Origin of the sequence: Cellulomonas hominis, assembly GCF_014201095.1 — a bacterium.
GTDB lineage: Bacteria > Actinomycetota > Actinomycetes > Actinomycetales > Cellulomonadaceae > Cellulomonas > Cellulomonas hominis.
The window spans coordinates 1,583,572-1,609,135 of the sequence record NZ_JACHDN010000001.1 but is presented as its reverse complement, the minus strand read 5'-3'; the positions used below and the strand labels follow the sequence as shown (position 1 = coordinate 1,609,135).

At 76.0% G+C, this 25,564-nt stretch carries 22 protein-coding genes and 1 pseudogene; 8 read left to right on the top strand and 15 right to left on the bottom strand.

The features are described from left to right. The first annotated feature begins 264 nt into the window (after nucleotides 1–264). Both HNR08_RS07615 and HNR08_RS07610 read left to right on the top strand, forming a co-directional pair. Nucleotides 265–1,053, top strand: a complete 789-nt coding sequence (locus HNR08_RS07615; RefSeq protein WP_146836419.1) for an ABC transporter ATP-binding protein — start codon at nucleotides 265–267, stop codon at nucleotides 1,051–1,053. Next, nucleotides 1,053–3,593, top strand: a complete 2,541-nt coding sequence (locus HNR08_RS07610) for an ABC transporter permease (RefSeq protein WP_146836417.1) — start codon at nucleotides 1,053–1,055, stop codon at nucleotides 3,591–3,593. The genes HNR08_RS07615 and HNR08_RS07610 overlap by 1 nt, the downstream gene beginning before the upstream one ends. Here HNR08_RS07610 and HNR08_RS22885 read toward each other — a convergent pair. From HNR08_RS22885 to HNR08_RS07595, 4 genes and pseudogenes are all read right to left on the bottom strand, one after another. Then, on the bottom strand, nucleotides 3,580–3,756 hold the full coding sequence (locus HNR08_RS22885) for a hypothetical protein (protein WP_371862377.1): 177 nt from the start codon (nucleotides 3,754–3,756) through the stop codon (nucleotides 3,580–3,582). The two genes, HNR08_RS07610 and HNR08_RS22885, sit on opposite strands and share 14 nt — an antisense overlap. A gap of 139 nt (nucleotides 3,757–3,895) precedes the next feature. Then, nucleotides 3,896–4,909 (bottom strand): annotated as a pseudogene (locus HNR08_RS07605) (glucose-6-phosphate dehydrogenase); the annotation flags it as partial. Nucleotides 4,910–4,985: 76 nt separating this feature from the next. Then, nucleotides 4,986–5,225 carry an antitoxin gene (locus HNR08_RS07600; protein WP_146836415.1) on the bottom strand — a complete coding sequence of 80 codons (240 nt, stop codon included), beginning with the start codon at nucleotides 5,223–5,225 and terminating at the stop codon, nucleotides 4,986–4,988. A gap of 288 nt (nucleotides 5,226–5,513) precedes the next feature. Further along, complete coding sequence (locus HNR08_RS07595) at nucleotides 5,514–7,442, bottom strand: oxidoreductase (RefSeq protein WP_146836412.1); 1,929 nt, start codon at nucleotides 7,440–7,442, stop codon at nucleotides 5,514–5,516. Nucleotides 7,443–7,659: 217 nt separating this feature from the next. Here HNR08_RS07595 and HNR08_RS07590 point away from each other — a divergent pair, with 217 nt between their 5' ends. Together HNR08_RS07590 and HNR08_RS07585 are read left to right on the top strand one after the other, a co-directional pair. Next, a complete protein-coding gene (locus HNR08_RS07590) occupies nucleotides 7,660–8,367 on the top strand; it encodes an LmeA family phospholipid-binding protein (RefSeq protein ID WP_146836410.1) in 708 nt (235 codons plus the stop codon). Beyond that, complete coding sequence (locus HNR08_RS07585) at nucleotides 8,364–9,107, top strand: M50 family metallopeptidase (protein WP_146836407.1); 744 nt, start codon at nucleotides 8,364–8,366, stop codon at nucleotides 9,105–9,107. The genes HNR08_RS07590 and HNR08_RS07585 overlap by 4 nt, the downstream gene beginning before the upstream one ends. 30 nt (nucleotides 9,108–9,137) lie before the next feature. On the opposite strand, the gene HNR08_RS07580 is transcribed toward HNR08_RS07585, so the two are convergent. Further along, complete coding sequence (locus HNR08_RS07580) at nucleotides 9,138–9,908, bottom strand: HNH endonuclease family protein (RefSeq protein ID WP_146836404.1); 771 nt, start codon at nucleotides 9,906–9,908, stop codon at nucleotides 9,138–9,140. 105 nt (nucleotides 9,909–10,013) lie between these two features. Between HNR08_RS07580 and HNR08_RS07575 the strand changes: the two genes are divergently transcribed. Beyond that, nucleotides 10,014–10,514 carry a DUF2809 domain-containing protein gene (locus tag HNR08_RS07575; protein WP_146836401.1) on the top strand — a complete coding sequence of 167 codons (501 nt, stop codon included), beginning with the start codon at nucleotides 10,014–10,016 and terminating at the stop codon, nucleotides 10,512–10,514. 135 nt (nucleotides 10,515–10,649) lie between these two features. After that, nucleotides 10,650–11,540, top strand: a complete 891-nt coding sequence (locus HNR08_RS07570; protein ID WP_146836398.1) for a ribonuclease Z — start codon at nucleotides 10,650–10,652, stop codon at nucleotides 11,538–11,540. 13 nt (nucleotides 11,541–11,553) lie between these two features. Here HNR08_RS07570 and HNR08_RS21260 read toward each other — a convergent pair whose 3' ends face one another. After that, the gene (locus HNR08_RS21260) at nucleotides 11,554–12,255 is read right to left on the bottom strand and encodes an excalibur calcium-binding domain-containing protein (protein WP_246803029.1); all 702 of its coding nucleotides are present in this window, start codon (nucleotides 12,253–12,255) and stop codon (nucleotides 11,554–11,556) included. A gap of 88 nt (nucleotides 12,256–12,343) precedes the next feature. Continuing rightward, a complete protein-coding gene (locus HNR08_RS07560) occupies nucleotides 12,344–13,402 on the bottom strand; it encodes a phosphotransferase enzyme family protein (RefSeq protein WP_146836395.1) in 1,059 nt (352 codons plus the stop codon). A 172-nt stretch (nucleotides 13,403–13,574) separates the two neighbouring features. On the opposite strand from HNR08_RS07560, the gene HNR08_RS07555 reads away from it, so the two are divergent. Beyond that, nucleotides 13,575–14,900, top strand: coding sequence for an alpha/beta fold hydrolase (locus tag HNR08_RS07555; protein ID WP_246803028.1), 1,326 nt, complete (start codon nucleotides 13,575–13,577; stop codon nucleotides 14,898–14,900). A 3-nt stretch (nucleotides 14,901–14,903) separates the two neighbouring features. Here the strand turns inward: HNR08_RS07555 and HNR08_RS07550 are convergent, their stop codons facing one another. Continuing rightward, on the bottom strand, nucleotides 14,904–16,664 hold the full coding sequence (locus HNR08_RS07550) for an alpha-amylase family protein (RefSeq protein ID WP_146836392.1): 1,761 nt from the start codon (nucleotides 16,662–16,664) through the stop codon (nucleotides 14,904–14,906). Continuing rightward, nucleotides 16,661–17,707: a TIGR03885 family FMN-dependent LLM class oxidoreductase gene (locus HNR08_RS07545; protein ID WP_146836387.1), complete on the bottom strand. Its 1,047-nt coding sequence runs from the start codon at nucleotides 17,705–17,707 to the stop codon at nucleotides 16,661–16,663. The genes HNR08_RS07550 and HNR08_RS07545 overlap by 4 nt, the downstream gene beginning before the upstream one ends. 114 nt (nucleotides 17,708–17,821) lie before the next feature. Between HNR08_RS07545 and HNR08_RS07540 the strand changes: the two genes are divergently transcribed. After that, the gene (locus HNR08_RS07540) at nucleotides 17,822–18,250 is read left to right on the top strand and encodes a ScoMcrA-related endonuclease (protein ID WP_246803027.1); all 429 of its coding nucleotides are present in this window, start codon (nucleotides 17,822–17,824) and stop codon (nucleotides 18,248–18,250) included. 368 nt (nucleotides 18,251–18,618) lie between these two features. Here the strand turns inward: HNR08_RS07540 and HNR08_RS07535 are convergent, their stop codons facing one another. The 6 genes from HNR08_RS07535 to HNR08_RS07510 form a co-directional block, all read right to left on the bottom strand. Then, nucleotides 18,619–18,801: a hypothetical protein gene (locus HNR08_RS07535; RefSeq protein WP_146836382.1), complete on the bottom strand. Its 183-nt coding sequence runs from the start codon at nucleotides 18,799–18,801 to the stop codon at nucleotides 18,619–18,621. A gap of 106 nt (nucleotides 18,802–18,907) precedes the next feature. Next, entirely contained in the window at nucleotides 18,908–20,242 is a 1,335-nt protein-coding gene (locus HNR08_RS22635; RefSeq protein ID WP_146836379.1) for a glycosyltransferase, read from the bottom strand. A gap of 112 nt (nucleotides 20,243–20,354) precedes the next feature. After that, the gene (locus tag HNR08_RS07525) at nucleotides 20,355–22,580 is read right to left on the bottom strand and encodes a glycoside hydrolase domain-containing protein (RefSeq protein WP_146836377.1); all 2,226 of its coding nucleotides are present in this window, start codon (nucleotides 22,578–22,580) and stop codon (nucleotides 20,355–20,357) included. A 133-nt stretch (nucleotides 22,581–22,713) separates the two neighbouring features. Further along, a complete protein-coding gene (locus HNR08_RS07520; protein ID WP_246803026.1) occupies nucleotides 22,714–23,838 on the bottom strand; it encodes an NADH:flavin oxidoreductase/NADH oxidase in 1,125 nt (374 codons plus the stop codon). Nucleotides 23,839–23,912: 74 nt separating this feature from the next. Continuing rightward, nucleotides 23,913–24,566: a VOC family protein gene (locus HNR08_RS07515; protein ID WP_146836371.1), complete on the bottom strand. Its 654-nt coding sequence runs from the start codon at nucleotides 24,564–24,566 to the stop codon at nucleotides 23,913–23,915. Nucleotides 24,567–24,618: 52 nt separating this feature from the next. Next, complete coding sequence (locus HNR08_RS07510) at nucleotides 24,619–25,470, bottom strand: nuclease-related domain-containing protein (RefSeq protein ID WP_146836368.1); 852 nt, start codon at nucleotides 25,468–25,470, stop codon at nucleotides 24,619–24,621. Between the last annotated feature and the right edge of the window lie 94 nt (nucleotides 25,471–25,564).

Sequence of the window (25,564 nt, the reverse complement as noted above, 5' to 3'; positions counted from 1 at the left end):
GAGCACCCCGGCATCCAGCCTAGGGCCCCGGTGTGACCTGCGCCACACCTCCTGACGCGTCCGGCCGGACCCACGCGCACCACCCGGCGGGCGCCTGCGGCCGGGGTGCCGCGCACCCCCTCCCACCTGCGACATCAGGGTGCGGGACCTCTGTCCCTGGGGGGCGGATCAGGGACGGACCAGGGTGCTCACCGATGCCCGGCTGCGACCGCGCGCGCCACGATCGTCCCGACCCCGTCGTCAGTTGCACAGGAACCGGAGACCATGACCACCACCGACACCACCCCGATCGCGAGCGCCCGCGGTCTGGTGAAGACCTACGGAACGGGCGACACCGCCGTGCACGCCCTCGCGGGTGTGGACGTGGACTTCGGCCGCGGCGAGATGACCGCGATCATGGGCCCGTCGGGCTCCGGCAAGTCGACCCTCATGCACTGCATGGCCGGCCTGGACCGCGCGAACGCCGGCTCGGTCGTCGTCGACGGCCTCGAGGTCAGCGCGATGAACGAGCGGCAGCTCACCCGGCTGCGCCGCGACCGGCTCGGCTTCGTGTTCCAGGCGTTCAACCTGGTCCCGACCCTGACGGCGCTGGAGAACATCACGCTGCCGCTGGACATCGCGCGGCGCCCGGTGGACCGCGCGCACCTGGACGCCGTCGTGGAGGCCGTCGGTCTCGCCGACCGCCTCGGCCACAAGCCGACCGAGCTGTCCGGCGGCCAGCAGCAGCGCGTCGCCTGCGCCCGCGCCCTGGTGTCCCGGCCCGCCGTGGTGTTCGCGGACGAGCCGACCGGCAACCTCGACTCGACGTCGTCCGGCGAGGTGCTGGGCTTCCTGCGTCGCTCCGTCGACGACCTCGGCCAGTCGGTCGTCATGGTCACGCACGACCCGACGGCCGCCTCCTACGCCCACCGGGTGCTGTTCCTCGCGGACGGCCGTCTGGTCGGCGAGGTCACCGACCCGACGCCGGACGCGGTGCTCGCGGCGCTCACCGCGCTGCGGCCCGCTGCCGGGGCCCACGCCGGCGCCGCCGCGGCCGACGCGGCCGCCCGCTGATGGGCCGCGTCGCGCTGCGCGGGATCCGCGCGCACCTCGTCCGGTTCGTGCTGTCGCTGCTGGCGGTTGCCCTGGGCGTGGCGTTCGTGGCGGGCACGTTCTCGCTGCGGACGATGATGTCGAGCACGTTCGACGGGATCGTCGACGCCGCCGCCCCGGCGGACGCGTACCTGCGGCCGCAGCCCGTCGAGGGCTCCTCGATCGCCGAGGGCACGACCGCCACCGGCACCGTCCCGAAGGAGGCCGCCGAGGAGATCGCCGCGCTCGACGGGGTCGCCCACGCGATCCCCGAGGTGCAGGGCTCGATCGTCCTGGTCGGCTCCGACGGCACGGCGGTGCAGAGCACCCAGGCGCCGAGCTTCGCGTTCCCGTACGTCCACGACGACCCGTCGGTGCGCATCGCCGAGGGCCGCGGCCCGGAGCGGGCGGGCGAGGTCGCGCTGGAGACGGCCACGCTGGAGTCGTCCGGCTTCGCGATCGGCGACAGCACGCAGGCCGTCATCGCCGGCGAGGTCACGCCGGTCGAGATCGTCGGCCGGGTCGACATGGGCGGCCCGATGGCCGGTGCCACGATCGTCCTGGTCGACGCCGACACCGGGTACGGCCTGTTCGCCCCCGACGGCGGCGTGAACGACATCGCCGTGTACGCGGAGGACGGGACGACCGACGAGGAGCTCGTCGCGGCCCTCGAGCCGTTCGCGACCGGCGGCCTGGAGGCCGTCACCGGGCAGCAGCTCCGGGACGAGAACAAGGACGCCATCGGCGAGATGCTCGGGTTCGTCACGACGTTCCTGCTGGTCTTCGCGGCGATCGCCCTGTTCGTCGGGGCGTTCATCATCTCCAACACCTTCGCGATGTCGGTGCGCCAGCGGATGCGCGAGTTCGCCCTGCTGCGCGCGGTCGGCGCCTCGCCGGCGCAGGTCTTCGCGTCGATCCTGGTGCAGGCGGCCGTCGTCGGCCTGATCGGCTCGGCCATCGGCATCGCCGGCGGCCTGGGTCTCGTGCAGGGCCTCAAGGCGGTGTTCGAGTCGATGGGCATGGACCTGGCGGGCGACGTCCCGGTGGACGCCGCGACCATCGGCGTCTCGCTGGTGGTCGGCACCCTGGTCAGCGTCCTGGCCGCCGCCGTCCCGGCCCGCCGCGCGGCGCTGGTCCCGCCGGTCGAGGCCATGCGCGACGAGGTCACCGTCGCGGAGCGCTCGATGCGGGTCCGCGCGGTGCTCGGCTCCGTCGTCACCGCCCTGGGCGTCGCGGGCGTGCTCGCCGCGGTGCTGAACGCCGAGGCGGACGTCGCGGACGCCGCGCTCGGTGCGGGCGCCGCCGCCGTGCTGGTCGGCGTCCTCATGCTCGCGCCGAGCCTGGCGCGCGCGACCGTCGGGGTGCTGGCGTGGCCGTTCGTCCGGCTGATCCGGCCCGTCGGGCGGCTGGCCCGCGGCAACGTGGTCCGCAACCCCCGCCGCACGGCGAACACCGCGGGCGCGCTGATGATCGGCATGGCGCTGGTCGGCGGCGTGTCCGTGATCGCCGGGTCCGCCTCGCAGTCGGTGGCGGGCGTCGTGGAGTCGCAGCTGCACGGCGACCTGGTCCTGCAGTCGGCGACCTTCCAGGTGCCCTCGGGCGCCGTGGACGACGTCGAGGCGCTCCCCGAGGTCGGGCAGGTGGACGCGTTCGCCGCGGCGGCGCTGCCGGTCGCGGAGGACGGCGGCGAGGCGACGACGGGCTACGTGGCCGGCCTGGCACCGGACCTGTTCGACCGCGCGGTCGACGCGGAGACGATCGACGGCGAGATCGGCGTGCTGCGGGACGGCGAGGCGGTCGTGCAGGAGGCGGCGGCCGAGACGAACGGCTGGGAGGTCGGCGACACGCTCGTCGTCACCGGCCCGTCCGGCCCGCAGGAGCTCACCGTCGCCGGCATCTTCGCCACGAACGTGGTCGGGGCCCCGGTGGTCGTCAACCGCGACGTGCTGGACCTGCTGGTCCCGCGCGAGATGCAGGTCATCGACACGGTGCTCGTGAACGCGGCCGACGGGGTGTCCCTGGACGCGCTGCAGGACGCGGTCGCCGACGCGGTGTCGCCCTACGTCGTGGTCTCGGTGCTCACGCAGGAGGAGTTCGTCTCGCAGATCGCCGACCAGGTCAACCAGGTGCTGGTCATCCTGTACGCGCTGCTCGGCCTGTCCGTGGTGATCGCGGTGCTCGGCATCGTCAACACCCTCGCCCTGTCGGTGATCGAGCGGACGCGGGAGATCGGGCTGCTCCGGGCGGTCGGCCTCGGCCGGCTGCAGCTCGCGGGCACGGTGACGGTCGAGTCGGCGCTGACCGCGGTGTTCGGGACGGTCGTCGGCCTGGTCGTCGGCGTGGCCCTGGCGTCCACCCTGCCCGCGGTGTACGCGGACGAGGGCCTGTCCGAGCTCGTCATCCCGTGGGGCAGCCTGGTCGGGATGCTCGTGCTCGCGGTGGTCGTCGGGATCCTGGCGGCGCTGTGGCCCGCGACCCGCGCGGCCCGCATGAAGGTGCTGGACGCCGTCAGCTACGAGTGAGGACCCACCCGTCCGGGCCGGCCAGCGCGTCGGCCCGGGCGGGACCCCACGACCCCGGCTCGTACGGCTCGGGGTCCGGGCGGTCCGGGCCGAGCAGCGGGGCGAACGCCGCCCACGCGGCGCGCAGCCCGGCCGGTGTCGTGAACAGCGTCCGGTCGCCCACCAGGACGTCGTGCAGCAGCGAGGCGTACGGGGGACAGCGGGTCGCCGGGCTGCACGTCGTCCAGCGCGAGCGACGCGGTGCCGGTGGCCAGCCGCAGGTCCGGGCCCGGCCGCTTCACCGTGGTGGTGATGTCGATGGCCCCGTCGCCCGCGAGCGACAGGCTGATCCGGCCCGGGCCGGCCGGCTCGCCGAACAGCTCGTCGGGCGTCCGCAGCACCAGCGTCACCCGCTGCGCCTGCGCCGCCAGCCGTTTGCCCGTCCGGAGCAGGAAGGGCACGCCGCGCCAGCGGTCGTCGTCGACCCACAGCCGCGCCGCGACGAACGTGTCCGTCGTCGAGTCGCCGGCCACCCCGTCGAGGTCTCGGTACCCGGCGAACTGCCCCAGCACCACGTCGTGGGCCGGGTCGAGCGGCCGGAACCGCGCGATCACGGCCTCCCGCGCGGCCGCGAGGTGCGCCGCGTCCAGCGCCGGCGGCGGCTCCATCGCGACCTCGGCGGCCACCTGGAACAGGTGCGTCCCCAGCATGTCGAGGGCCGCGCCGGTCGCGTCGTAGAACTCGGCCCGGTCCGTGACGTCCAGCGTCTCCGGCACGTCGACCTGCACCTGGGCCACGTGCTCCCGGCTCCACACGCCGCCGAACAGCTCGTTGGCGAACCGCAGCACGTGCAGGTTCTGGGTCGCCTCCTTGCCGAGGAAGTGGTCGATCCTGAACACCTGGTCCTCGTCGAGCACCTCGTGCACGAGGGCGTCGAGCTCCTCGAACGACTCCGGCGACGTGCCGTAGGGCTTCTCGTAGACGACGCGCACCCCGGCGGCCAGGTCGTGCGCGCGCAGCGCCCGCGTGATCGGCGCGAACGCCGACGGCGGGACGGCGAGGTAGTGCAGGACGGTGGGGTCGCCGCCGAGGTCGCGGCGGGCGTCCGCGATCGCGTCCACGAGCCCGCCCGCGTCGTCCTCGGCGAAGGTCTCCGCGTACCGGAGGTGGCCGTCGAGCGCGCCGGCGTGCCCCGGGTCGCCGTGCTCGCCGAGCGCGTCCCGCACCAGAGCGGCCAGGTCGTCGTCCGACATCGGGCGGCGCCCCGTGCCGAGCAGCAGCCAGCGCTCCGGCAGCAGACCGGCCCGGTCGAGCTCGGCCAGGCCGGGGTACACCATGCGGCGCGCCAGATCGCCCCGGGCGCCGTGCAGGACGACGAGGACCGGGGTCTGCTCCGCTGCCACGCGGCCGCGCTCAGAGCGCCGGCGGGTCGGGACGCTCGGTGTGCCGGGCCGGCGGGTGGTCCCGGCCCTCGCGCTTCTGCTGCTCCAGGAAGTCCCGCGCCTTGTCGGCGGCCCGGTCGATCTTCGCGTCCGTCGAGGCCGAGGTCCGTGACTTCGCCGCGCCGGCGACCTTGTCGATCGCGTCGGCGACCTTGTCCTCGTTCCCCGCGAGGGCCCGCTTGGCCTTGTCGACGTAGTCCCCGATGCCCATGCCCGTCCGCCTCCCGTGCTGCCGCTGCGTCCGTCCCGAGTCAACGACGCCCCCGGCCCCCTCGCAACCGCACCGCCTCCGGGCGCCGCGCGGCCCCCTGCTCCGCGCGGCGCCCGCCCGCACACGGACGCCGAGAGAGGACCGGCGGGCCGAGGAAGGAACCGCGCACGGCCCTACCTCGGCGACATGGCCCTCTCCCGGCGCTCGGGGCGCGGCCGGAGGGGACGGCCGCGCGGGACCTGCCGGGCGCGGGGGGTCGGCTCCGCCGCGCCCGGCAGGGGTCGGGGGTCAGAGGTCGAACGCCGCCAGGAAGCCCGCGTTGATCGCCTCGCCGACCTTCGCCGGCTTCACGCAGTCGCCCACCGCGATCACGTCGGCCCGCCCGGCCAGCGCCTCGGGCAGCGCGGTGTTCGGGCGGACGCCGAACGCGGAGAGCACCGTGTCGGCGTCGACGTGCACCTCGCCGTCGGGACCGGTCGCGGTCAGGCCCTTCTCGTCGACGGCCGTGACCGTGTGGTCCGTGAGGATCCGCACGCCGTGCTCGGCGAGCTGGCGCAGGAGCGTGATCCGGTTGATGACGATCATGTCCTTGGCGATCTCGGACGCCATCTCGACGATCGTCACCTCGTGGCCGGCCTGCGCGAGCTCGAGCGCCGAGTCCGCGCCGGACAGGCCGCCGCCGGCGACGACCACCCGCTGCCCGACGGGCGTGCCGAGGTGGAAGTCCAGGACCTCGACGACGTTGTCCCCGTCGATGCCCGGGATGGACCGCGGGACGATCGGCAGCGAGCCGGTCGCGACCACGATGGCGTCCGCGCCCTCGAGCTCGAGGGAGTCCGCGTGGATCTCGGACCCGAGGTGCACGGTCACGGGCAGCGTCGCGAACTGGCGCTCCCACCAGCCGACCATCCCGCGGAGCTCCTTCTTGAACTCCGGGGTGGCGGCCGGCCAGAGCACGCCGCCCAGGTTCGTGCCCTTCTCGTACAGGTCGACGGTGTGCCCGCGCAGCGCCGCGACGCGGGCCGCCTCGAGCCCGCCGGGGCCGCCGCCGACCACGACGACGCGCTTCGGCCGGGGGGCGATCGTCAGCACGCGCTCCCGCTCGAAGCCGACCTGCGGGTTCACCGCGCAGCCGAGCGCCTCGGCGAAGAACGCGTGACCCACGCACATGGCGTTGCAGCGGATGCAGGGGCGCAGGTCGCCGCGGCGTCCCTCGCGCAGCTTGTTGGCCCACTCCGGGTCGGCGATCAGGCCGCGCCCGATGCCGGCGAAGTCCGCCTCGCCCGCCGCGATGACGGCCTCGGCGTTCTCGGGGGTGAGGTTGCCGACGGCCATGACGGGGATCGACAGGACCTCCTTCATCGCCTTCGCCGCGGGCGCCATGCAGGCGTCGCCGAGGTAGTACGGCGGGAAGACGTAGTCCATCGCCTCGTAGGAGCCGTCGTCCGCGATGAGCAGGTCGAGCCCCGCCGCCTCCAGCACGACAGCGATCTTCCGGGACTCCTCGACGGTGCGGCCGCCCGGGAACCGGTGGTCGACCGACAGCCGGAACGACACCGGCAGGCCCGGCGCCGCGGACTTCACGGCCTGGATGATCTCGACCGCGAAGCGGCAGCGGTTCTCGGTGGAGCCGCCGTACTCGTCGGTCCGCCGGTTCCACACCGGGCTCATGAACTGGTCGACCAGGTAGCCGGTGTGGCCGTGGATGTCGATCGCGTCGATGCCGGCGGCGGCCGCGCGGGCGGCGGCCTCGGCGTGGCGCTGCACGATGACCCGGATCTCGTGGGTCTCCAGCGGGCGGCACAGCACGTCGGGGTTCGCGTAGTGCGGGTTGTCGGACGCGGAGATCGGCAGGCGCTCGGGGTCCACGGTGTTGATGTTCCGGCCGAGGCCCGCGGTCAGCTGGAGGCTGATCCTCCCGCCGGCCGCGTGGACCGACTCGGCCAGAGCCGTCAGGCCCGGCAGGGCGGCGTCGGTGTCCACCCGGCACAGGCCCGGGTTGATGACCTCGTAGTCCTGGGAGACGGCGGAGATGCCGGTCATCACCAGGCCGGTGCCGCCCTTGGCGCGCTCGGTGTAGTACGCGATCTCGCGCTCCGTGATCAAGCCCTCGTGGGTGCCCATCTCGGTGCCCATCGGGGCGAGGGCGACGCGGTTGGGCAGCTCGAGCGAGCCGATGCGTCCCGGTTGCAGGACGTGCTCGAAGGTGGCGGTCATGGCGAGTTCCTCCGTGAGGGGGCGGCTGAGCGGTCCGGGCGCCTGGGGGGACGGGAAAACCTGACTTGTCAACGATCGTCCGATACCGACCGGGTGGTCAGCAGGGTCGTTCGTCCCGGATGAGGCCCGGGAGGGGCCTGCGGGTCCCGGGTGAAGGTCGTGCGGAGGCGGCGGCCGTCGCGCGCGGCCGTGCAGGACGGCCCCGTAGCCTCGGGGCGTGACCAGCACCCGGAGCCCCCGCCGCCGCGTCGGCTGCGCCGTCGGGACGGTGCTCGCGCTGCTCGTCCTCGTCGGCGGACCCCTGCTCGCCGACCGCGTGACCCGCGGCCTCGCGGAGGACGTCGCCGCCGACGCCGTGCGCCAGCAGACCGGCGCGACCGGGACCGACGTCACGGTCGCCGGCTTCCCGTTCCTCACGCAGCTGATCTCCGGCACGCTGGACGACGTCCGCCTGACCGCCGACGCCCTCACGCTCCGCGGCCTGCCGCTGACCGCCGTCGACGCCACCGCCACGGGGGTCGCCGTCCGGGAGCCGCGCGGCGCCCAGCACCTGCGGGTCACCGCCACGGCCACCACCGCCGCCCTGGAGTCCCTGCTGCGCGACCGCACGGGGTGGGACCTCGCGCTGCGCGTCGAGGGGGAGTCCCTCGTCGCGGAGGGGCAGGTCGCGGGGCTTCCCGCCGCCGTCACGCTCACCGTCGCGCCGGCCGGCACCGCGGGCCTCACGGTCGACGTCCAGTCGGCGTCGCTCGCGGGGCTCACCGTCGACGCCGACGTCCTGCCGGACGGGCTCGCCGCCCGGCTCACCCAGTTCGGCGTCGCCGACGAGCTCCCCCAGGGCGCCACGGTCACCGGTGCGACCGTGCAGCCCGACGGCCTGCGCCTCACGGTCGAGCTGGACGACGTCACGCTGGACGCCCTGTGAGCGGTGTCCTCGACACGCTCCGGGCGCTGCCCGGCGAGATCTGGGACCGGGCGACGACCGTCCAGCCCGCCCCCGACCGGTGGGTGGTGCTCGGCGCGCTGGCGGCGGCCCTGCTCTGCCTCGTGGTGCCCGTCCTGTGGCACCTGTCCCGGCACCTGCTGACGATCGTGCACGAGGCGGCCCACGGGCTGGTCGCGGTGCTGTCCGGCCGTCGGCTGTCCGGGATCCGCCTGCACTCGGACACCTCCGGGCTGACCGTCTCGGTCGGCCGGCCGCGGGGGCCGGGGATGGTCGCGACGGCGTTCGCCGGCTACGTCGGGCCGTCCGTGCTCGGGCTGGGGGCGGCGTGGCTGCTGGGGCGCGGGTACGCCGTCGGGCTGCTGTGGGCGCTGGTGCTGGCGCTCGCGCTGCTGCTGGTGCAGATCCGGAACTGGTACGGGCTCTGGGCGGTGCTCGTGACCGGCGTCGTGCTGGTCGGGGTGACGTGGTGGGGGTCGGCCGCGGTGCAGGTCGCCGTCGCGTACGCCGTGACGTGGTACCTCCTGGTCGGGGCGCCGCGGGCGGTGCTCGAGATGCAGGCGCAGCGCCGCCGGGCCCGGGGCCGGGGCACGTCGGACGCCGACATGCTCGGACGGCTCACGCCGCTGCCGGGCGGGTTCTGGGTCGGGGCGTTCCTGGTGGTGTGCGTGGGGGCGCTGGTGCTCGGTGGGTCGTGGGTGCTGGACCGGCCGCTGCTCTGAGCCGCCGACCGGTCCCGGCCCGCCCGGCGATCAGCCGGCGACGACGCACCCGTCGAGCGTCCGGTCCATCGCGTCCCGCTCCGCCGCGGTGACCCACAGCCCGTACGCCGCCTTCACCCGGACCTGCCGCACGACGTACGCGCACCGGTAGCCCGTGCTCGGGGGCAGCCACGTCGCGGCGTCCCCGTCGCCCTTCGCCGCGTTCGTCGGACCGTCCACCGCCAGCAGGTTGGCGGGGTCGTTCGCGAACTGCCGGCGCCGCTCGGCGTCCCACTGCTGCGCGCCCTTCTGCCAGGCGTCGGACAGGGCGACGACGTGGTCGATCTGCACGTCCGCGCTGTCCGGCCCGCGCTCGAACGCGATGGTGGCGCCGCTGTACGGGTCGTCCAGCCTGCCCGTCAGGACGACGCAGTCGTGGGTCCCGGGCTCGAACGTCGTGTCCGCGAGGTCCCGCGCCAGGACGTCGTTCCGGGTGTCGCAGCCGTTGCGGTCCACGTCCGCCCACGCGGGGCCGAACGCGTCGCGCTCGTAGCCGGTGCGCGGCGCGCGGCCCTTCACGGCCAGCGCGTCGAGCTCGGCCCGGGCCCGGTCGAGGTCGGCCGCGGTCACGGGGAACCGGCCGGACTCCTGGGCCTGCGTCCAGGCCGGCAACCCCGCGCCCGCAGCGACGCAGAGCACCAGCACGAGCCACGCCCACCCGAGCCGCCGACCGCCGCGGCCACGACCCCGGCCCGGGCGGGAGCCCGGCCCGCGTGCGGCGGTCCCGGCTCGGCGGACGCTGCGGGTGGTCGTGACGGTCACGGCGGAACGGTCGCACACAGCACCGACACCGACCCTCCTCCCGACCCGGCCGGGCGCGTCGCCCACGTCGCCCGGCGCGGCCCTACGGTGGCGGGCGGAGGTGCCATGACCAGCGACGAGACCCGGGGCGACCGCGCGCCGGCCGCCCCCGCGCCGGCCGACCGTGCGCCGGCCGACCGTGCGCCGGCGGACCGCGCGGGGGCCGACCGCGCCCGGACCGCCGCGGCCCTGGCCGTCCCGCCGGTCGTCCTCGCCGGCCTCGCCACCGCCCGGTACGGCACCGGTGCGGTCGGTGACGCCCTCGGGGACGCGCTGTACGCGGTCCTCGTCCTGCTGGTGGTCACCCTCGTCCGGCCCCGGCTCCCCGTCGCCGCCCGGGCCGGCCTGGCGCTGGGGCTGTGCTGGGCGGTCGAGCTCGCCCAGCTCACCGGTGGCCCGGCGGCGGCGGTCGCGGCGTGGCCGCCGCTGCGGTACCTGCTCGGCACGACGTTCGCCTGGCCGGACCTGCTGGCGTACGCGGCGGGTGCGGGGGTCGCGGCGGCGGTCATGGTGCTGTCCTCCCGTCGGTCGGGCGGTCCCGGACGGCCCGCGCTGCGCCGACCCTGACACCGCGGCGGACGTCCCCGTCCCGGCCGGGCGCCCGACCTGGGGACCACGCACGCCCCGGCCGCCTGTGGAGGAGTCGGCGCCCCGTGATCACGCGGCGGGCGGCGCCCCGGGCGTTCGGACACACTGGACCCCGTGGTCCGTCAGCTCGTCGTCCTCGGCACCGCCTCCCGGGTCCCGACCCGCACGCGCAACCACAACGGCTACCTGCTCCGCTGGGACGGCCGGGACCTGCTCTTCGACCCGGGCGAGGGGACGCAACGCCAGCTCACCCTGGCCGGCGCCGCGACCACCGGCATCCACCGGATCTGCCTGACCCACGTGCACGGCGACCACTGCTTCGGGCTGCCCGGCGTGCTGTCCCGCATGGTCCTGGACGGGGTCGAGCACCCGGTCCACCTGCACTACCCCGCCGAGGGCGAGGGCGTCGGGCGCGCCCTCGTCGGCCTGGCGACCCCCGGTCTCGACCTGCGCCTGCACCCGCACGCCACGGCCGGGGAGGTGGCGGACGGCCTGCGCGTCGAGCCGCTGCGGCACCGGGTCGCCGCGTTCGGCTACCGGTGGTCCGAGCCCGACGGCCGGACGCTCCTGCCCGGCCGGCTCGCCGCCGCCGGCATCGCCGGACCGGCCGTCGGGGAGCTCCAGCGAACCGGCCGCGCCGGGTCGGTGCGGCTCGCGGACGTGAGCGTGCCGCGGCGCGGCCAGCGCGTCGCCGTCGTCATGGACACGGCGCCCTGCCCGGGCGCGGAGGCGCTCGCCGCGGACGCGGACCTGCTCCTCGTCGAGTCGACGTTCGCGGACGAGGACGCGGCCCTCGCCGCGCAGCACCGGCACCTGACCGCGGGTCAGGCGGGGGCGCTCGCGGCGGCCGGCCGGGTCCGGACCGTCGTGCTCACCCACTTCTCCGGGCGGTACGACGACCTCGAGCCGCTCGCCGCGCAGGCCCGGGCGACGGCAGGGGCGGCCCGGGTGGTCCTGGCGCGCGACCTCGACCGCGTCGACCTGCCGCGGCGCCGGGCTCCCTGACGGGCAGCCGGTCCTACTCGCACCCCACGCCGTCGCCGTCCCGGTCGAGCCCGGCCCGGTACCCGGGGTCGCCGAGGTGCACGGGCGCCGCGCCGGCGGCGCGGGCGGCGTCGCAGTTGGCGTAGTACGTCGACGCGCCGCTCGACCCACCCGAGCCGCCGCCGGACGTCGTGGTGGACGAGGACGACGAGGACCCGGTCCGGGACGCCGCCGCGGCCTCCCGGGCGGCCACGTCGGCCTCCCGCGTGGCGAGCCCGGCGGCCGTCGCGTCGAGGTCGGCGCTCCGCTGGTCGAGGGTCGCTGCCAGCGCGGCCAGCTCGTCGGCGCGCGCGACGTTCTGCTGGGAGGCCGCATCGGCGGCGGCCTGGTCGGCTGCGGCGTCCTCCGCCGCCGTCGCCGCGTCCTCCTCGCGCGACTCCACCGCCGCCGTGGCGTCGGCGAGCCGCTCCTGGTCGGCGGCGAGGGTCTCCCGCTCGTCGGACAGGCCCGCGCCTGCGGCCCCGGAACCGATCACGATGCCCAGCACCAGCCCGCCGACGGCGGCGAGGGCGAGCGGCAGGAGCCGGTGGCGCGGGGCCGGACGTGCCTCCTCCACCCACAGGTCCCAGCCGTCCGGGACGGGCGGCCACGTCGGGTCGGGCTCCCACCCGGGCGGCGGCGCCCAGCCCTGCGGTGCACTCGGCCAGTCCGGCGGCGGGTTGAAGGTGCGCGCCACGACGATCCCCTGGGTCCGGGGCGCTGCCGTGCGCCCGTCCACCCGGGCATCGGCCGGTTCAGGCCCCGCGCTGAGCGGATTCACTCCTTCAGCGCAGCAGCCACGTCGGCGACCGCAGGTACCGCTCCGCGACCAGCACCGACCCGGCGGGCTGCTCGGCCCGCAGCGCCCCGCCCGGACCGCCACGCGGGTCGGTGACGGTCCGCCCGAGCACCTGCAGCCGCCGCAGCAGCGACAGGGCGCACGCGGCCCGCTCGTCGGCGCTGGTCAGCGGCCGCACCTCCTGGTAGCCGGCGGCCCAGGCCTGTGCCCGGTCCGGGGCGTCGGGCAGGTGCTCGACGGTCGTGAGCGCGGCGGCCAGGTCGAGCACGAACCAGGAGTACCCGGCGTCGTCGAAGTCGATGACGGTCAGGTCGTCGCCGTCGAGCAGCACGTTCCCGGGTCGCAGGTCGGCGTGCACGAGGCCCCAGGAGTCGGGGGCCCGCGACGCCTCGTGCAGGGCGGCGAGGGCGGCGTCGCGGGCACGCGCGAGCAGCGTCAGGTCCGCCGCGGCCAGGGGAGCGGCCTCCCAGGGACCCCAGCGGCTCCCCGGCCCGACGAGGTCCGCGGGCTCCCACGCCGGGCGCACGAAGTCCCGGGGGCGCCGGAACCCGAGGGCGTGCTCGTGGAGCAGGGCCGCGGTGGTGCCGAGCCGGCGGTGCAGCGCGGCCGGCGCCGTGGCCTCGTCGGGCACCGTCCCGCGCGCGACCGCGGACGTCAGGCAGACCCACCGCCCCTCGCGCTCGTCGGCGACCATCGCGACCGCCCGGCCGTCGAGCGGCGGCAGCGTCGCCGGCACCCGGACCACCCGGTCGCGGGCGAGTGCCGCGGTCCACGCGACCTCCGACTCGATCGCGGCCGTGTCGTCCATGTACGGCGCGCGGCACACGCGGGTGACCGCGACCGGCACCCCCCGCACCCGGACCCGGAACGTGGCGTTGTGCGACAGCGCGAGCAGGTCGACCGCCGTCGTCCCCGGGTCCCAGCCCCACGCCGCGCACACCGCCTCGTGCAGCCACCGGGGTGCGGGCGCGCCGGCGGGCAGCCGCCCGAACGGAGGCTCCGGGTCGGCGAGCCCGGTGCTGCCGGGTGCGTCGTCGGTCGTCATGGTGCCCCCTGGGTGCCGCCCGTCGGACCCGTCGGGCCCGAGCCGAGTGTCGGCGGGCCGCGACGGCGCGGACAAGGACGTCCGGGGGAAGTTCACGCAGGTGTTACGCCCGGCAGCGACGGTGACGACGCGGAAACACGGCCGTCCCCTGGCGGCCCCCTAGGGTGCTGGGGTGACCCCGACGACCGTGCCCGCCCCCGCGACGACCACCGGGACGACGGTGCCGCCCGTGCTGGTGCGCGAGCACCGGCTGCGGGTGCCGGTCGACCGGTCCGACCCGGGGCGGTACCCGGACATCGAGGTGTTCGCGCGGGAGCTCGTGGACCCCGCGCGGGACGCCGAGGACCTGCCGCTGCTGCTGTTCCTGCAGGGCGGACCCGGCGGGATGGGCCCGCGCCCGCTCGGCGGCGGCTGGTGGTCCACGGCGCTGCGGACGCACCGCGTCGTGCTGCTCGACCAGCGGGGGACCGGGCGGTCGTCGCGGGTCGACGGCCGGACCGTGGGGCGGTTCGCGACCGGCGCCGAGGCGGCCGGATACCTGGCGTGCTTCCGCGCGGACGCGGTCGTCGAGGACGCCGAGGCCCTGCGGCACGCCGTCTACGGGGGCCGGCGCTGGGCGACGCTGGGGCAGTCGTACGGCGGGTTCCTCACGCTGACCTACCTGTCCCGGCACCCGGAGGCCCTGACCGCCTGCTACGTGACCGGCGGCCTCCCCGGGATCGCCGCGACCGTCGAGGACGTGTACGCGCGGACGTTCCCCCGGCAGGCGGCCCGCGTCGCCGCGTTCGCCCGCCGGTACCCCGGCGACGTCGCGCGGCTCGGGGCGCTCGCGGACCGGCTGTCCGCCGGCGACGTGCGCCTCCCGGACGGCGACCCGTTCACCGTCCGGAGGCTGCAGACGCTCGGGATGCCGCTCGGGATGAGCACCGGCGTCGACGCGCTGCACTGGCTGCTCGACACCCTCGACCCGGACGCCGACGGGGTCCCGGACGACGCGTTCGCGCTCGCGGTGCAGGCGCAGACCGGGTTCGACGCCAACCCGCTGTACGCGGTCCTGCAGGAGGTCATCTACCACCAGGGCGAGCGCGCGGGCGGCTGGGCGGCGCAGGCCGAGGCCGACCGGCGGCCGGAGCTCGACCCCGCGGCGCGGCCGCTCGCGCTCACCGGCGAGGCGGTGTTCCCCTGGATGTTCGCGGACGTCCGCGCGCTGCGCCCCTTCCGCGCGGCCGCCGAGGCGCTCGCGGCGCGGACCTCGTGGCCGGCGCTCTACGACCCGGCCCGCCTCGCCGCCAACGAGGTCCCGGTCGCCGCCGTGCAGTACGTCGACGACCCGTACGTCGACCTGGACCTGGCGCTCGGGACCGCCGACGCGGTCGGCAACGCGCAGGTCTGGGTGACGAACGAGTTCCTGCACGACGGGCTGCGCGCCGCGGGCGACGTGATCCTGCCGCGGCTGGTGGACCTCGCGGCCGGGCGGTGGTCCGTCACCCGGCGCTGACGCTCAGAGCAGCCGCCGCGACCCCGGCCGGACCACCCGCAGCCAGCGGTAGCCGTACGCCGGGAGCTCGACCTCGACCCGGCCGTCCGGTGCGACGGTGCACGCGCCGTCCTCCAGCAGGTCGACGAGGCGCACGGGGTCGTCGTCGGCCGCGCCGCTCGCGGCGGACGCCGTGTCGTCGGCCGGTCCCGGTTCGCCCGCCGGCCGGGCGGTGTCCGGCAGGCGCAGCGGCACGGTGACCGCCTCGGGGCCGAGGTTGTGCACGGCGACCATCGACGCGTCCTGCCACGTGCACCGGTGCGCGAGCACGGCCGGGTGCGGCTGGTCGAGGATCTCCGCGCGCGCGGCCCAGCCGAGCTCCGGGCACTCGCGGTACCGGCGGATCAGGAGCTGCACGAACGCAAGCAGCGAGCCGGGGTCGCGCCGCTGGTCGGCGACGTTGACGTGCGGCGGCGCGAAGCCGCCCTCGACGACCGGGCCGGCGAGGCGCCGCCGGGGCGCGGCCGAGAACCCGCCGTTCGTCCCGGACGTCCACTGCATCGGCGTCCGGACGGCGAGGCGGCCGTCGGCGGCGAGGTTCTCGCCCATGCCGATCTCCTCGCCGTAGAACAGCACCGGCGTCCCGGGCAGCGTGAACAGCAGCGAGTAGACCATCCGGACGCGGCGCGGGTCGCCGTCCAGCATCGGGGGCAGCCGCCGGCGCAGGCCGCGGCCGTAGAGCTGCATCGACTCGTCCGGCCCGAACGCGGCGAACACCTCGGCGCGCTCGTCGTCGGACAGCTTGTCCAGGGTGAGCTCGTCGTGGTTGCGGACGAACGTGGCCCACTGCGCGTCGTGCGGGATCACCGGTCGGTCCCGCAGCGCCTGGGCGACCGGCCCGGCGTCCTGCCGGGCGAGGGCGAGGTAGAGCTGCTGCATGAGGACGAAGTCGAACTGGAGCGTCAGCTCGTCGCCCTCCGCGTCGCCGTCGCCGTCGAGGTCCCCGAAGAACAGGCGCTGCTCCACGTACGGCAGGTTGACCTCGCCCATGAGGATCGCGTCGCCGGTGCGCCGCGACAGGAACGCGCGCAGGGCCTTGAGGAACTCGTGCGGGTGCTCGATCTCGTCGTGCGGGTCGTTCGCCGTGTCCGCGAGCATGAACGGCACCGCGTCCACCCGGAACCCGGACAGCCCCACCTCGGCCCAGTAGCCGACGACCTTGGCGATCGCGTCCCGGACCTTCGGGTTCGCCGTGTTGAGGTCGGGCTGGTGCCGGTAGAAGCGGTGCCGGTACCAGGCCTCCGCCTGCTCGTCGTACGTCCAGATGCCCTGCTCCTGGTCCGGGAACACCACCTGGTCGGACGTCGGCGGCGGCTCGTCGGTCCGCCAGACGTAGAAGTCGCGGTACGGGCTGTCCGGGCTGCTGCGCGCGGACCGGAACCAGGGATGCCGGTCGGAGGTGTGGTTGACCACCAGGTCGGCGATGACGCGGATGCCCCGGTCCCGAGCGGTGCGGATCAGCTCGACCAGGTCGCCGGAGTCGCCGAGCCGCGGGTCCACCCCGTAGAAGTCGGTGATGTCGTACCCGTCGTCGCGGTCGGCCGTCGGGTAGAACGGCATGAGCCACAGGCAGGTCACGCCCAGGTCGGCCAGGTGGTCGAGCCGCTGGATCAGTCCCGGCAGGTCGCCGATGCCGTCGTCGTTCCAGTCCATGAACGTCTCGACGTCCAGGCAGTAGACGACCGCGTTCTTCCACCACAGGTCGCCGGTGTCGCGGATCCTCATGCCGGCTCCGTCCCGGCGTCCAGCGCCTTCAGGGTGGGCAGCAGGTGCTCCGCGGCCAGGTCGATGAACGCGTCGAGGGACGACGGCGGGTGCGTCACCGTGGGCGTCGCGTCGTCGTGCTTCCCGTGGTCCGGGCGGACGTCGGTGGCGACCTGGTGCAGGTACACCTCGTCGAAGCCGACCTCCACGAGCTCGACCAGGCGGTCGCGCAGCCGCCCCGGGTCGGACTCCACGACCACCGCGGTCCCCAGGGTGTCGTCGTCGACCGTGCGGGCGAGCTCGTCGAACGCTTCGGGCGTCGCGAGGTCCCACGCCGCGGGGGGACCGGCGGCGTTCCCGGCCCACTGCTCGCGGGCCAGCCGCCACGCCTCGTCCGGGTCGGTCGCGTAGGACACGTGCACCTGCAGCGCGACCGGCCCCCGCCCGCCGGCGTCCCGGTACTCGCCGACGACCCGGCGCAGCGTCTCGAGGTCCTGGTTCACGGTGACCAGCCCGTCGGCCCAGTCGGCGTGCGCCCGCGCGGTCTCCGGGGTCACGGCCGGCCCGATCAGCCGCGGCGGCACGTCGGGCAGCGTCCACAGCTGAGCCCGGTCGACGGTGACCAGCCCGCGGTGCGTGACCTCCTCGCCCGCCAGCAGCGCCCGGATCACCTGCACGCACTCGCGCAGCCGCGCGTCCCGCTCGGGCTTCGGCGGCCAGGGGTCCCCGGTGATGTGCTCGTTCATGTTCTCGCCGGATCCGAGCGCGACCCAGAACCGCCCGGGATACATCGCCGCCAGGGTGGCCGCCGCCTGGGCGACCACCGCCGGGTGGTACCGCTGACCCGGGGCGTTCACGACCCCGAAGGGCAGGCGCGTCGTGGCGAGCGCGGAGCCGAGCCAGGTCCAGGCGAAGCCGGAGTGGCCCTGGTGCACGCTCCACGGCGCCCAGTGGTCGGAGCACATGGCGGCGTCGAAGCCGGCCTGGTCCGCGTGCTGGGTCGCGGCGAGGAGGGCGCTGGGGTGGACCTGCTCGTGCGAGTTGTGGAAGCCGACGCGGGTCATGGCCTCGTTCCTACCGGCTGCGGAGCGGGTCCGCGCGGCGAGCGGCGCGGTCCGGGCGTCCGGGGACCCCGCCGGGGCGACGTAGAGTTGCACCACGTGGCGACCTTCTCCGCCGTGACGCGACAGCACATCCTCCAGGCCATCGCCGAGCACGACTCGCGCGGTGCCGACGACTTCCTCGGCGTCTACGGCTACCCCCAGACGACCAGCACCTTCGAGCACGAGGGGCACCGGTACCCGGCAGCCGCGATCCTCGGGGTGGCCCACCGGTACGCGACCGGCCGGCTGGCGACCGCCGACGAGGTGCACGGCGGCGACGCCGCGGCGCTCGCGCTGCTCGGCCGCCGCGGGTTCACCGTGCCGGAGGCCCCCGGGTCCCGGGCTGCGGCCGCTCCGCGCACCCGGTCGGCCGCGCCGGCGCGGGCGCGGGCCGCAGCGCCGGCACGGCCCAAGAAGCCGGCGCCGCGCGAGGTGGAGCTGGTGCTGTGCCCGACGTGCTCGATGGCGCTGCCCGCGACGGGCGTCTGCGACTACTGCGCCTGACGCCTGACGCCTGACGCGCGACGACCGACCACCCGAGGTCCCCCAGCACCGCGGCGGCGCTCGCGGGGTCTTCCCTGACGGCCGCCCGGAGCTGCACCTCGCGCCATCGTCGCCGGCCCGCGTCGAGGCCTCCCGCCAGCCGTCGCGGGTGTCCAGGCCGAACTCGCGCACGAGCATCTCCAGCACGTTCTCGAACGCGGGACGGAACCGGTGGCCGCCCAGCGGGAAGTGCAGGGTCGCCACCCACGGCACGCGGCCCCGACGGACGTCCGACGCGCGGGCCCGGCCCCGCAGCCGGGCACCGGCGGCCATCATCGCGAACACCAGCTCGTCACGGTGCCCGTGCACGTTGAGGTGCGCGGCGGGGATCACTCACCGATCAGCCACCCGAGGCCGTCGTACTCCTCGATCGCGAACCGCTGCTCGGGCGACAGGGCCCAGTTGTCCTGCCGCAGCCGGATCGTCTCCATGTCGAGGCCGATGCTCGCGAGCAGCTCGGCTCGCCGCTCCTCGATCTCCTCGCGGGTCATGACGTGGACGGTGTGCTCCACAGGGTTCTCCTCGGGGTCGCGGACGGGACGATCCCCGAGGCGGCCGCCGGATCGACGCCACCCACGCTAGCCACACCGTGCTCTGCGGTGTCCAGCCCGGTCCCCGTCACGCGGCCGGGCTGGGGACCACCTCCGCCACCGCGTCGAGGATCTTGTCCAGCACGACGGCCCGGTCGAACTGCAGGGCGTACTCGCGCGCGGCGTCGGCCCGCTCGGAGCGCTCGTCGCCGTCCATCCCCAGCGCCCGGTCGAGCGCCGCCGCGATCGCCGCGGGGTCCTCGACGGGCACGATCAGCGCCGTGTCGCCCACGGCCTCGGGGATGCCGCCGGTGTCGGTCGTGATGACCGGTCCGCCGCCCGCGAGCATCTGCTCCACGAGCGCGATCCCGAACGTCTCGACGAACTCGGGCCGCGGCTTGGACGGCAGCACGTACGCGGCGGACCCGGCCATGAGGTGCGGCTTCTCGTCGTCGGACACGTCGTCGAGGAACAGGATCCGGTCCGCCACCGGCGACGCGGCGGCGTGCGCGCGCAGCCGGGCCGCGTCGGGCCCGTTCCCGGCGACGACGAGCCGGTGCGTCCCGGGGGCCGCGGAGGCGGCGTACCCGTCGATCAGGTCGTCCACGCCCTTGGCCGCCGCGAGCCGGGACAGGTAGAGCACGTAGCCGTCGCGGTCCAGGCCGCGCGCCGCGAGAACGGCGTCGGTCTCGGCCTCGTCGCGGTCCAGGTACTGCGCGACGTCGACGGCGGGGTAGGAGATCCGTACCCGCTCCCGGCACTGCGCCGCGAACGTCGTGCCGTGCTTCGCGTCGACCGCCTCGGCCTCGGTGACGATGAGGTCGCGGGTGTACTCCGACACGGCGAGGCACACGTCGTGCTCGAGGTAGGACGCCAGCACGTGGGCGGCCGCGCCGAACCGGTCCGACTCCACGCACGCGCGCACCACGTTGGTGACGTCGGACCCGACGGCCTCGGCCACCGTCGTGACCCGCACCGGCAGCCCGGTGCGCCGGGCGACGTGGACGGCGTCCGCGACGGCCGTGGCGTGCGGGCTCAGGTACAGCGACAGCGCCACGGTCGGCACCCCGTCGGTGAACAGCTCGACCAGGCGGCCGATCAGCCCGGCGACCCAGCGGCCGTCCGGGACCTTGTAGTCGCCGACCGGGTCGGGGCGCTCGACGACGACGCCGTCCCGGTACGGCAGCACGCGGTCGAGCGGCTTGAGCGGCAGGCCGGCGGCCTGCAGGCGGTCGATCGGCCAGGTGACGATCCTGACCTCGTCGAACCCGCGGTCCAGGGCGGCCTCGGCGAGGTTCCGGGCCTCGCCGGAGTGCCCGCAGATGACCGGGTCGGCCCGGACGACGATGACGAGGCGGCGGTCGACGCGACGCGGCGGGTCGGCGTCGGCGCCGGCGGTGGGGACGAGGGTCGTGTCGGTCACGGCGGGCCTCCGGGGGTTGCGGCTGGTGCGGGGGTGCCGGGGTGCGGCGGAAGGGGTGCGGGAGGCGCCGGGGTCGGCGCGACCAGCGGAGATGATGCCGGAACGAGGCCGGTCAGGCGGCCGTTCCGGGCACCGGTGGTCCAGGGCGTGTCGTGCTGAGCGACGGCGGCCGGCAGGCGCCCGTCCAGGGGCCCGGCTCGGGGCCGACCTCGACCCGCAGCCGCCCGCCGGCGTGCACCTCCGTGCCGGTCAGCCAGGTGCGGTCCAGCTCGGTCCCGTCCAGGTGCACCCGCTGCACGTACTGCGGCGGCCGGTCGGGCTCGGGTTCGACGAAGCCGCTGGTCTCGATGGTCAGCGGCCGCCCCCCGACGTCGATCCGGGCCTCCCGCCAGGCGGGGGCGTTGAGCAGGAACAGGTTCTGCCCGGCGACGGGGAACAGCCCGAGCGTCGCCCAGACGTACCAGGACGACAGGCCGCCCGAGTCGTCGTTGCCGGGCAGGCCGCCACGCCCGGTGCCGAACTGCTGCTGCGTGACGGCGTGCACCACCTCGGCGGTGCGGTCGGGCCGACCGGCGTACTGGTACGCCCAGGGGGCCTCCATGTCGGGCTCGTTGTTCAGCCCCTCGAACCGGTCGAGCGCGTAGCCCGCGAGCATCTCGTCGGCCGACGGCGCGACGCCGGGCTGCTTCACCGGGTCGGCCCCGTACCCGAAGAACCGGTCCAGCAGCGCCACGAACGCGGCGTCCCCGCCGGCGAGGTCGATGCGCGCGGCCATGTCGTGCAGCAGCCGGAACGAGTAGTTCCACCGGCCGCCCTCGTAGAACGTGGAGTCGCGCAGCAGGCCTGTCGCCGGGTCGAACGCGTTCCGCCACCGGTCGGCCAGCGGCGCGAACTGCGCGACGAGCTGCCGGTCCCCCACCTGGTGCGCGATCACGGCGGTGCAGAAGTACCCGAACGCGAGGTCGAGGGTGTGGCTGATCGGGTGGGTGCGCCCGTGCAGCAGGAACTCCTCGCCGTACGTGCGGCGCAGGTCGTTGTGCAGGTGCACCAGCGCCCAGTCCCAGTCGAGGGGGACCCCGAGCGCGCACAGGTCCGCGAGGAACGTGTGCGCCAGCGCGCTGCCCTGCCGGGAGAACCGGTCCGCGCCGCGGGCCATGCGGTAGCCGATCGGGAAGTTCCCCTCCTCCTCGGCGATGTGCAGGATCGCCGTCGCGAGCTCGGCCGCGCGGTCGGGGACCAGCGCCGTCAGCAGCGGGAGCTGCGTGCGGTAGATGTCCCACATCGTCGCGATGTCGTACGTGAACGGGGTGTCGGTCGGCCAGAACGGGCTCTCGTCCGGCGCGAGGCACGGCTTGATCAGCGAGTGGTACAGGGCGGTCGCCATGACGGTGCGCCGGTCCGACGACGGGGTGTCCACGGCGACCTTGCCGAGGTGCTGCCGCCACGCGTGCGCCGTCCGGGCGCGCCGCTCCGCGAACGACGACGGCCCCGGCCCGCACTCGGCCCGCAGGTTCTCCCGGGCCTGCTCGACGCCGCGCAGCGAGAACCCGAACCGCAGCTCGACGACCTGGCCCGGCTCGGTGGGCCCCGCCCACATCAGCCCGAACGGCCGCAGCGTCGTCGGGCGGATCCGGTCGAAGTCCAGGCGCGTCCCGCCGGGCATGAGCCGCCGGTCGTACCAGAGCAGCTGCCGCCACGAGGGGGTGTCGCACTCCACGTGCACCGCGAGCGGCGCACCCTCGACCGTGACCTCGCCCTGGGCGACGCCCGGCTCCAGCGACTCCAGGTGCGCCCGCAGCGGCACGGTCCGGCCGTACGGGATGTCCAGGCCGCCGAGGCTCAGGTCGACCACGAGCCGCGCGTCCCGGTGCGCCGGGAACGTGTACCGGTGCACCGCCGACTTCGGTCCGACCGTGACCTCGCAGCGGATGCCGGAGTCGAGGGTCGCCGCGTACCAGCCGGGCTCGGTGTCCTCGTCGACGATGTCGTACAGCCGGCCGAGGTCGTCGAGCGGCTGCAGCATCGGCGTGACGCGCAGGTAGTTGTAGTACTTGCGGATCGCGCCCGTGCCGGACTGCTGGAAGTGCGTGAACCCCGACGCCCGCTGCGTCGGGTGCAGCACCGGCGGGAGGCCCTCGGTCGACAGGTCGTAGCGCCCGTAGCCCGTGGGGTACGCCCCGGAGTACGCGCACGCGCTCACCATGCCCAGGGGGTACGTGGCGCCCGGGTGCGTGTTGCCGACCTGCGGCTTGGGCCACCACCAGGTCGCGGCGAGGCCGGACGGCGGCGGGAGGGCCGTCGCCTCGGTGCCGATGAACGGGTCGACGTGCTCGAACAACGCGGCACCCCCTCGCCAGGACTCGTCGGGCCGGGCGCTGCGGTGCGGCCGGTGGGGGGACGGTACGCGGCGGAGGTGTCCGGCGGGTTACGGCACGCGGGCGCGGCGGTGCGCGGCCCGCGTGCCGGGCCCGTCAGCCCCAGGAGCCCCGCGCGTACTGCACCGGCCAGCCCGTCGGCTGCCCCGCCACGACGCTGGCGCCGGGGTCGCCGGCGTGCTCGAGCGCCGGGGTCTTGTCGTCCAGCGCGTGCGCGGCGCGCAGCGGCCAGTGCGGGTCGAACAGCGCCGGCCGCCCGATGAGCACGGCGTCCGCGGCGCCCTCGGCGAGCACCTGCTCCGCCTGCTCCGGGGTCGTGATGAGGCCGACCGCGGCGGTGGCGACGCCCGCGGTCTCCCGCACCGCGCGGGCGGCGGGCACCTGGTAGCCGGGGCCGACCGGGATGGTGGCGTGCACGTTGCCGCCGGTGGACACGTCCACCAGGTCGACGCCGTGCTCCCGCAGCCAGCCGGCGACCTCGGCGGTGTCCTCGACGGTCAGGCCGCCCTCGGTCCAGTCGGTCGCGGAGACGCGGACGAGCAGCGGCCGGTCCTCGGGCAGGACGGCCCGGACCGCGTCCACGGTGTCGAGCAGCAGGCGCGCGCGGTCGGCGAGCGACCCGCCCCAGGCGTCGGTGCGGTGGTTGGACAGCGGCGACAGGAACTGGTGCAGCAGGTAGCCGTGCGCGGCGTGCACCTCGACCAGGTCGAAGCCGGCGTCGAGGGCACGGCGGGTGGCGGCGGCGAACTGCCCGGGGACCGCGGCGACCTGCTCGGCCGTCATGGCCTGCGGGGCGGCGTAACCGGCGAACGCGACGTCGGACGGGCCGACGGTCTCCCAGCCGCCGTCCGCGACCGGGACCGAGCCGGAGCCCTCGCCGAACCCGCGGTAGGTCGAGGCCTTGCGGCCGGCATGGGCGAGCTGCACCCCGACGACGGCGCCGCGCGAGCGCACGAGGCCGGTGATCCGGCGCCAGGCGGCGACCTGCGCGTCGTCCCAGATCCCGACGTCGTTCGGGCTGATCCGCCCCTCGGGGACGACCGCGGTCGCCTCCGTCAGCACGAGGCCGAAGCCGCCGACGGCCCGGGCGCCGAGGTGCGCGAGGTGCCAGTCGGTCGGGAAGCCGTCGGCGCCGGCGGAGTACTGGCACATCGGGGCCAGCCAGACGCGGTTGCGGAACGTGGTGCCGCGCAGCGTCAGCGGCGAGAGGAGGAGGCTCACACGAGGCCGAACGGCGGCGGCGCGGGTCGCCATTCCGCGCGGGCGGCCGCCGTGACGCAGGTCACATCGCGCGGTCAGTCCTCGCGGCCCTGCCAGGTCGCGACGTCCACCTCGTTGCCCTCGGCGTCGGCGAGCGTCCACCACGCCGGCGCGTGCGCGTCGCCCACCAGGCGGCCTCCCGCGGCGAGGGCGGCCGCGACGCGGGCCTCCGCCTCGTCGTGCGGCACGGAGACGTCGACGTGCAGGCGGTTGCGCTGAGGGCGCGGGGTGTCGAGGCGCTGGAACCACACCCGGGGACCGTGGCCCGCGGGGTCGACGAGGTCGCCGTCCGCGTCCTCGGTGTACCCCAGCACGGCGCGCCAGAACGGCCGGACGTCCGCCTCGGCGGCCGCGTCCACGGCGATCATCACCGTCTGCACGCCGACGGTGTCCGCCGGGACGTCGAGCTCCCGGGCAGCGGCGGAGATCTGCCGCGCCAGGGCGACGTCCCGCTCGCTCAGGCCGCCCACGTCGTGCGACACGAGCCGCACGGTGACGCCGGCGTACCGCAGGTCCACGTCGGGGTGGTGGTCCGCGGCGTCCGCCAGCTCGCCGATCGCGTCGACCAGCTCGACGCCGGCTGCGAACGACCCGGTCCGGAAGTGCGCGCACGCGCCCCCGGCCACGACCCGCCAGTCCTGCACGCCCTCGGCCGCGTGGAACTGCCCGGCCGTGATCCGTCCGCCCATGCCGCCACGCTAGACCCGGGCGTCCCCGACGGCGCGGGCGGTGCGACCGGCGTCAGCCCGCGGCGTCGAGCCAGGCGAGCAGCACGTTCCCCGCCGTGAGGAGACCCAGCACGAGCAGGCCGACCCGGAGCAGCCCCTCGCCGACGAGCCCGCGCGCCGGGGCGGGTCGCGCGTCCTCCGGCTCCTGGTCCGGATGGCCCGGGGGGTTCGCCGGCGCGGTGTAGCGCGGCGCGTCCCGGAGGGCCCGGGGACCGGGCACGTCGGGGGCCGACCACACCGCCGGGGAGCGGAAGACGTCGTCCAGCGTGAGCTGCTCCGGGCTCGACGGCCCGCCCAGCTCCGCCGCGAGGTAGTCCACGACCAGCCGGACGTCGGGCGCCGACAGCTGTTCCGGGAGCGCCGCGAGGTACGCCGTGGCCTGCTGCTCGCCGAGCGCCACGGCGCCGCCGCGGACGGCCACGGGGTCCAGGTCGTGCCCGGCCAGCCGCAGCACGGCCCGCACCGCGCGCCGGTGGGTGGGGGCGAGCAGGGCGGTGACGGCGCCCGCGGCGTCCGCGACGGTCGCCGCGTCCGGCGTGCGCCCGTACCCCTGGTGCCGGAGCGTGCCGTTGACGACCGCGACCTCCCCGGGCCAGCGCACGGTCTCGACGACGACGATCCCCCCGGGTCCGACGGCGATCCGCTCCACTGTCGCGACGCCGCTGCCGGGCCGGTGCAGGCCGCGCAGCACGGTCCAGCCGTCGGGGACCTCGAGGTCGGCGGGAGCGGCGTCGCCGGAGAGCCAGGCGTCGAACCACGCGTCCGCCTGCGTGCGGGCGCGCGGCAGCCCGGCCGCCGTGCCGGCGCGTCGCCGGCCCAGCCGTCGCGCCCGTCGCGCTGCCGGCTGCCCGAAGCCGTGGACCATCCGCGTCACCCCCGTAGGGCCCTATCGGCCGGTCGGGGCGGGCAACTGAGCGAATGCGGTTCCCGGCCGCCCTCCCGGTGATGCGGGCGCCGCC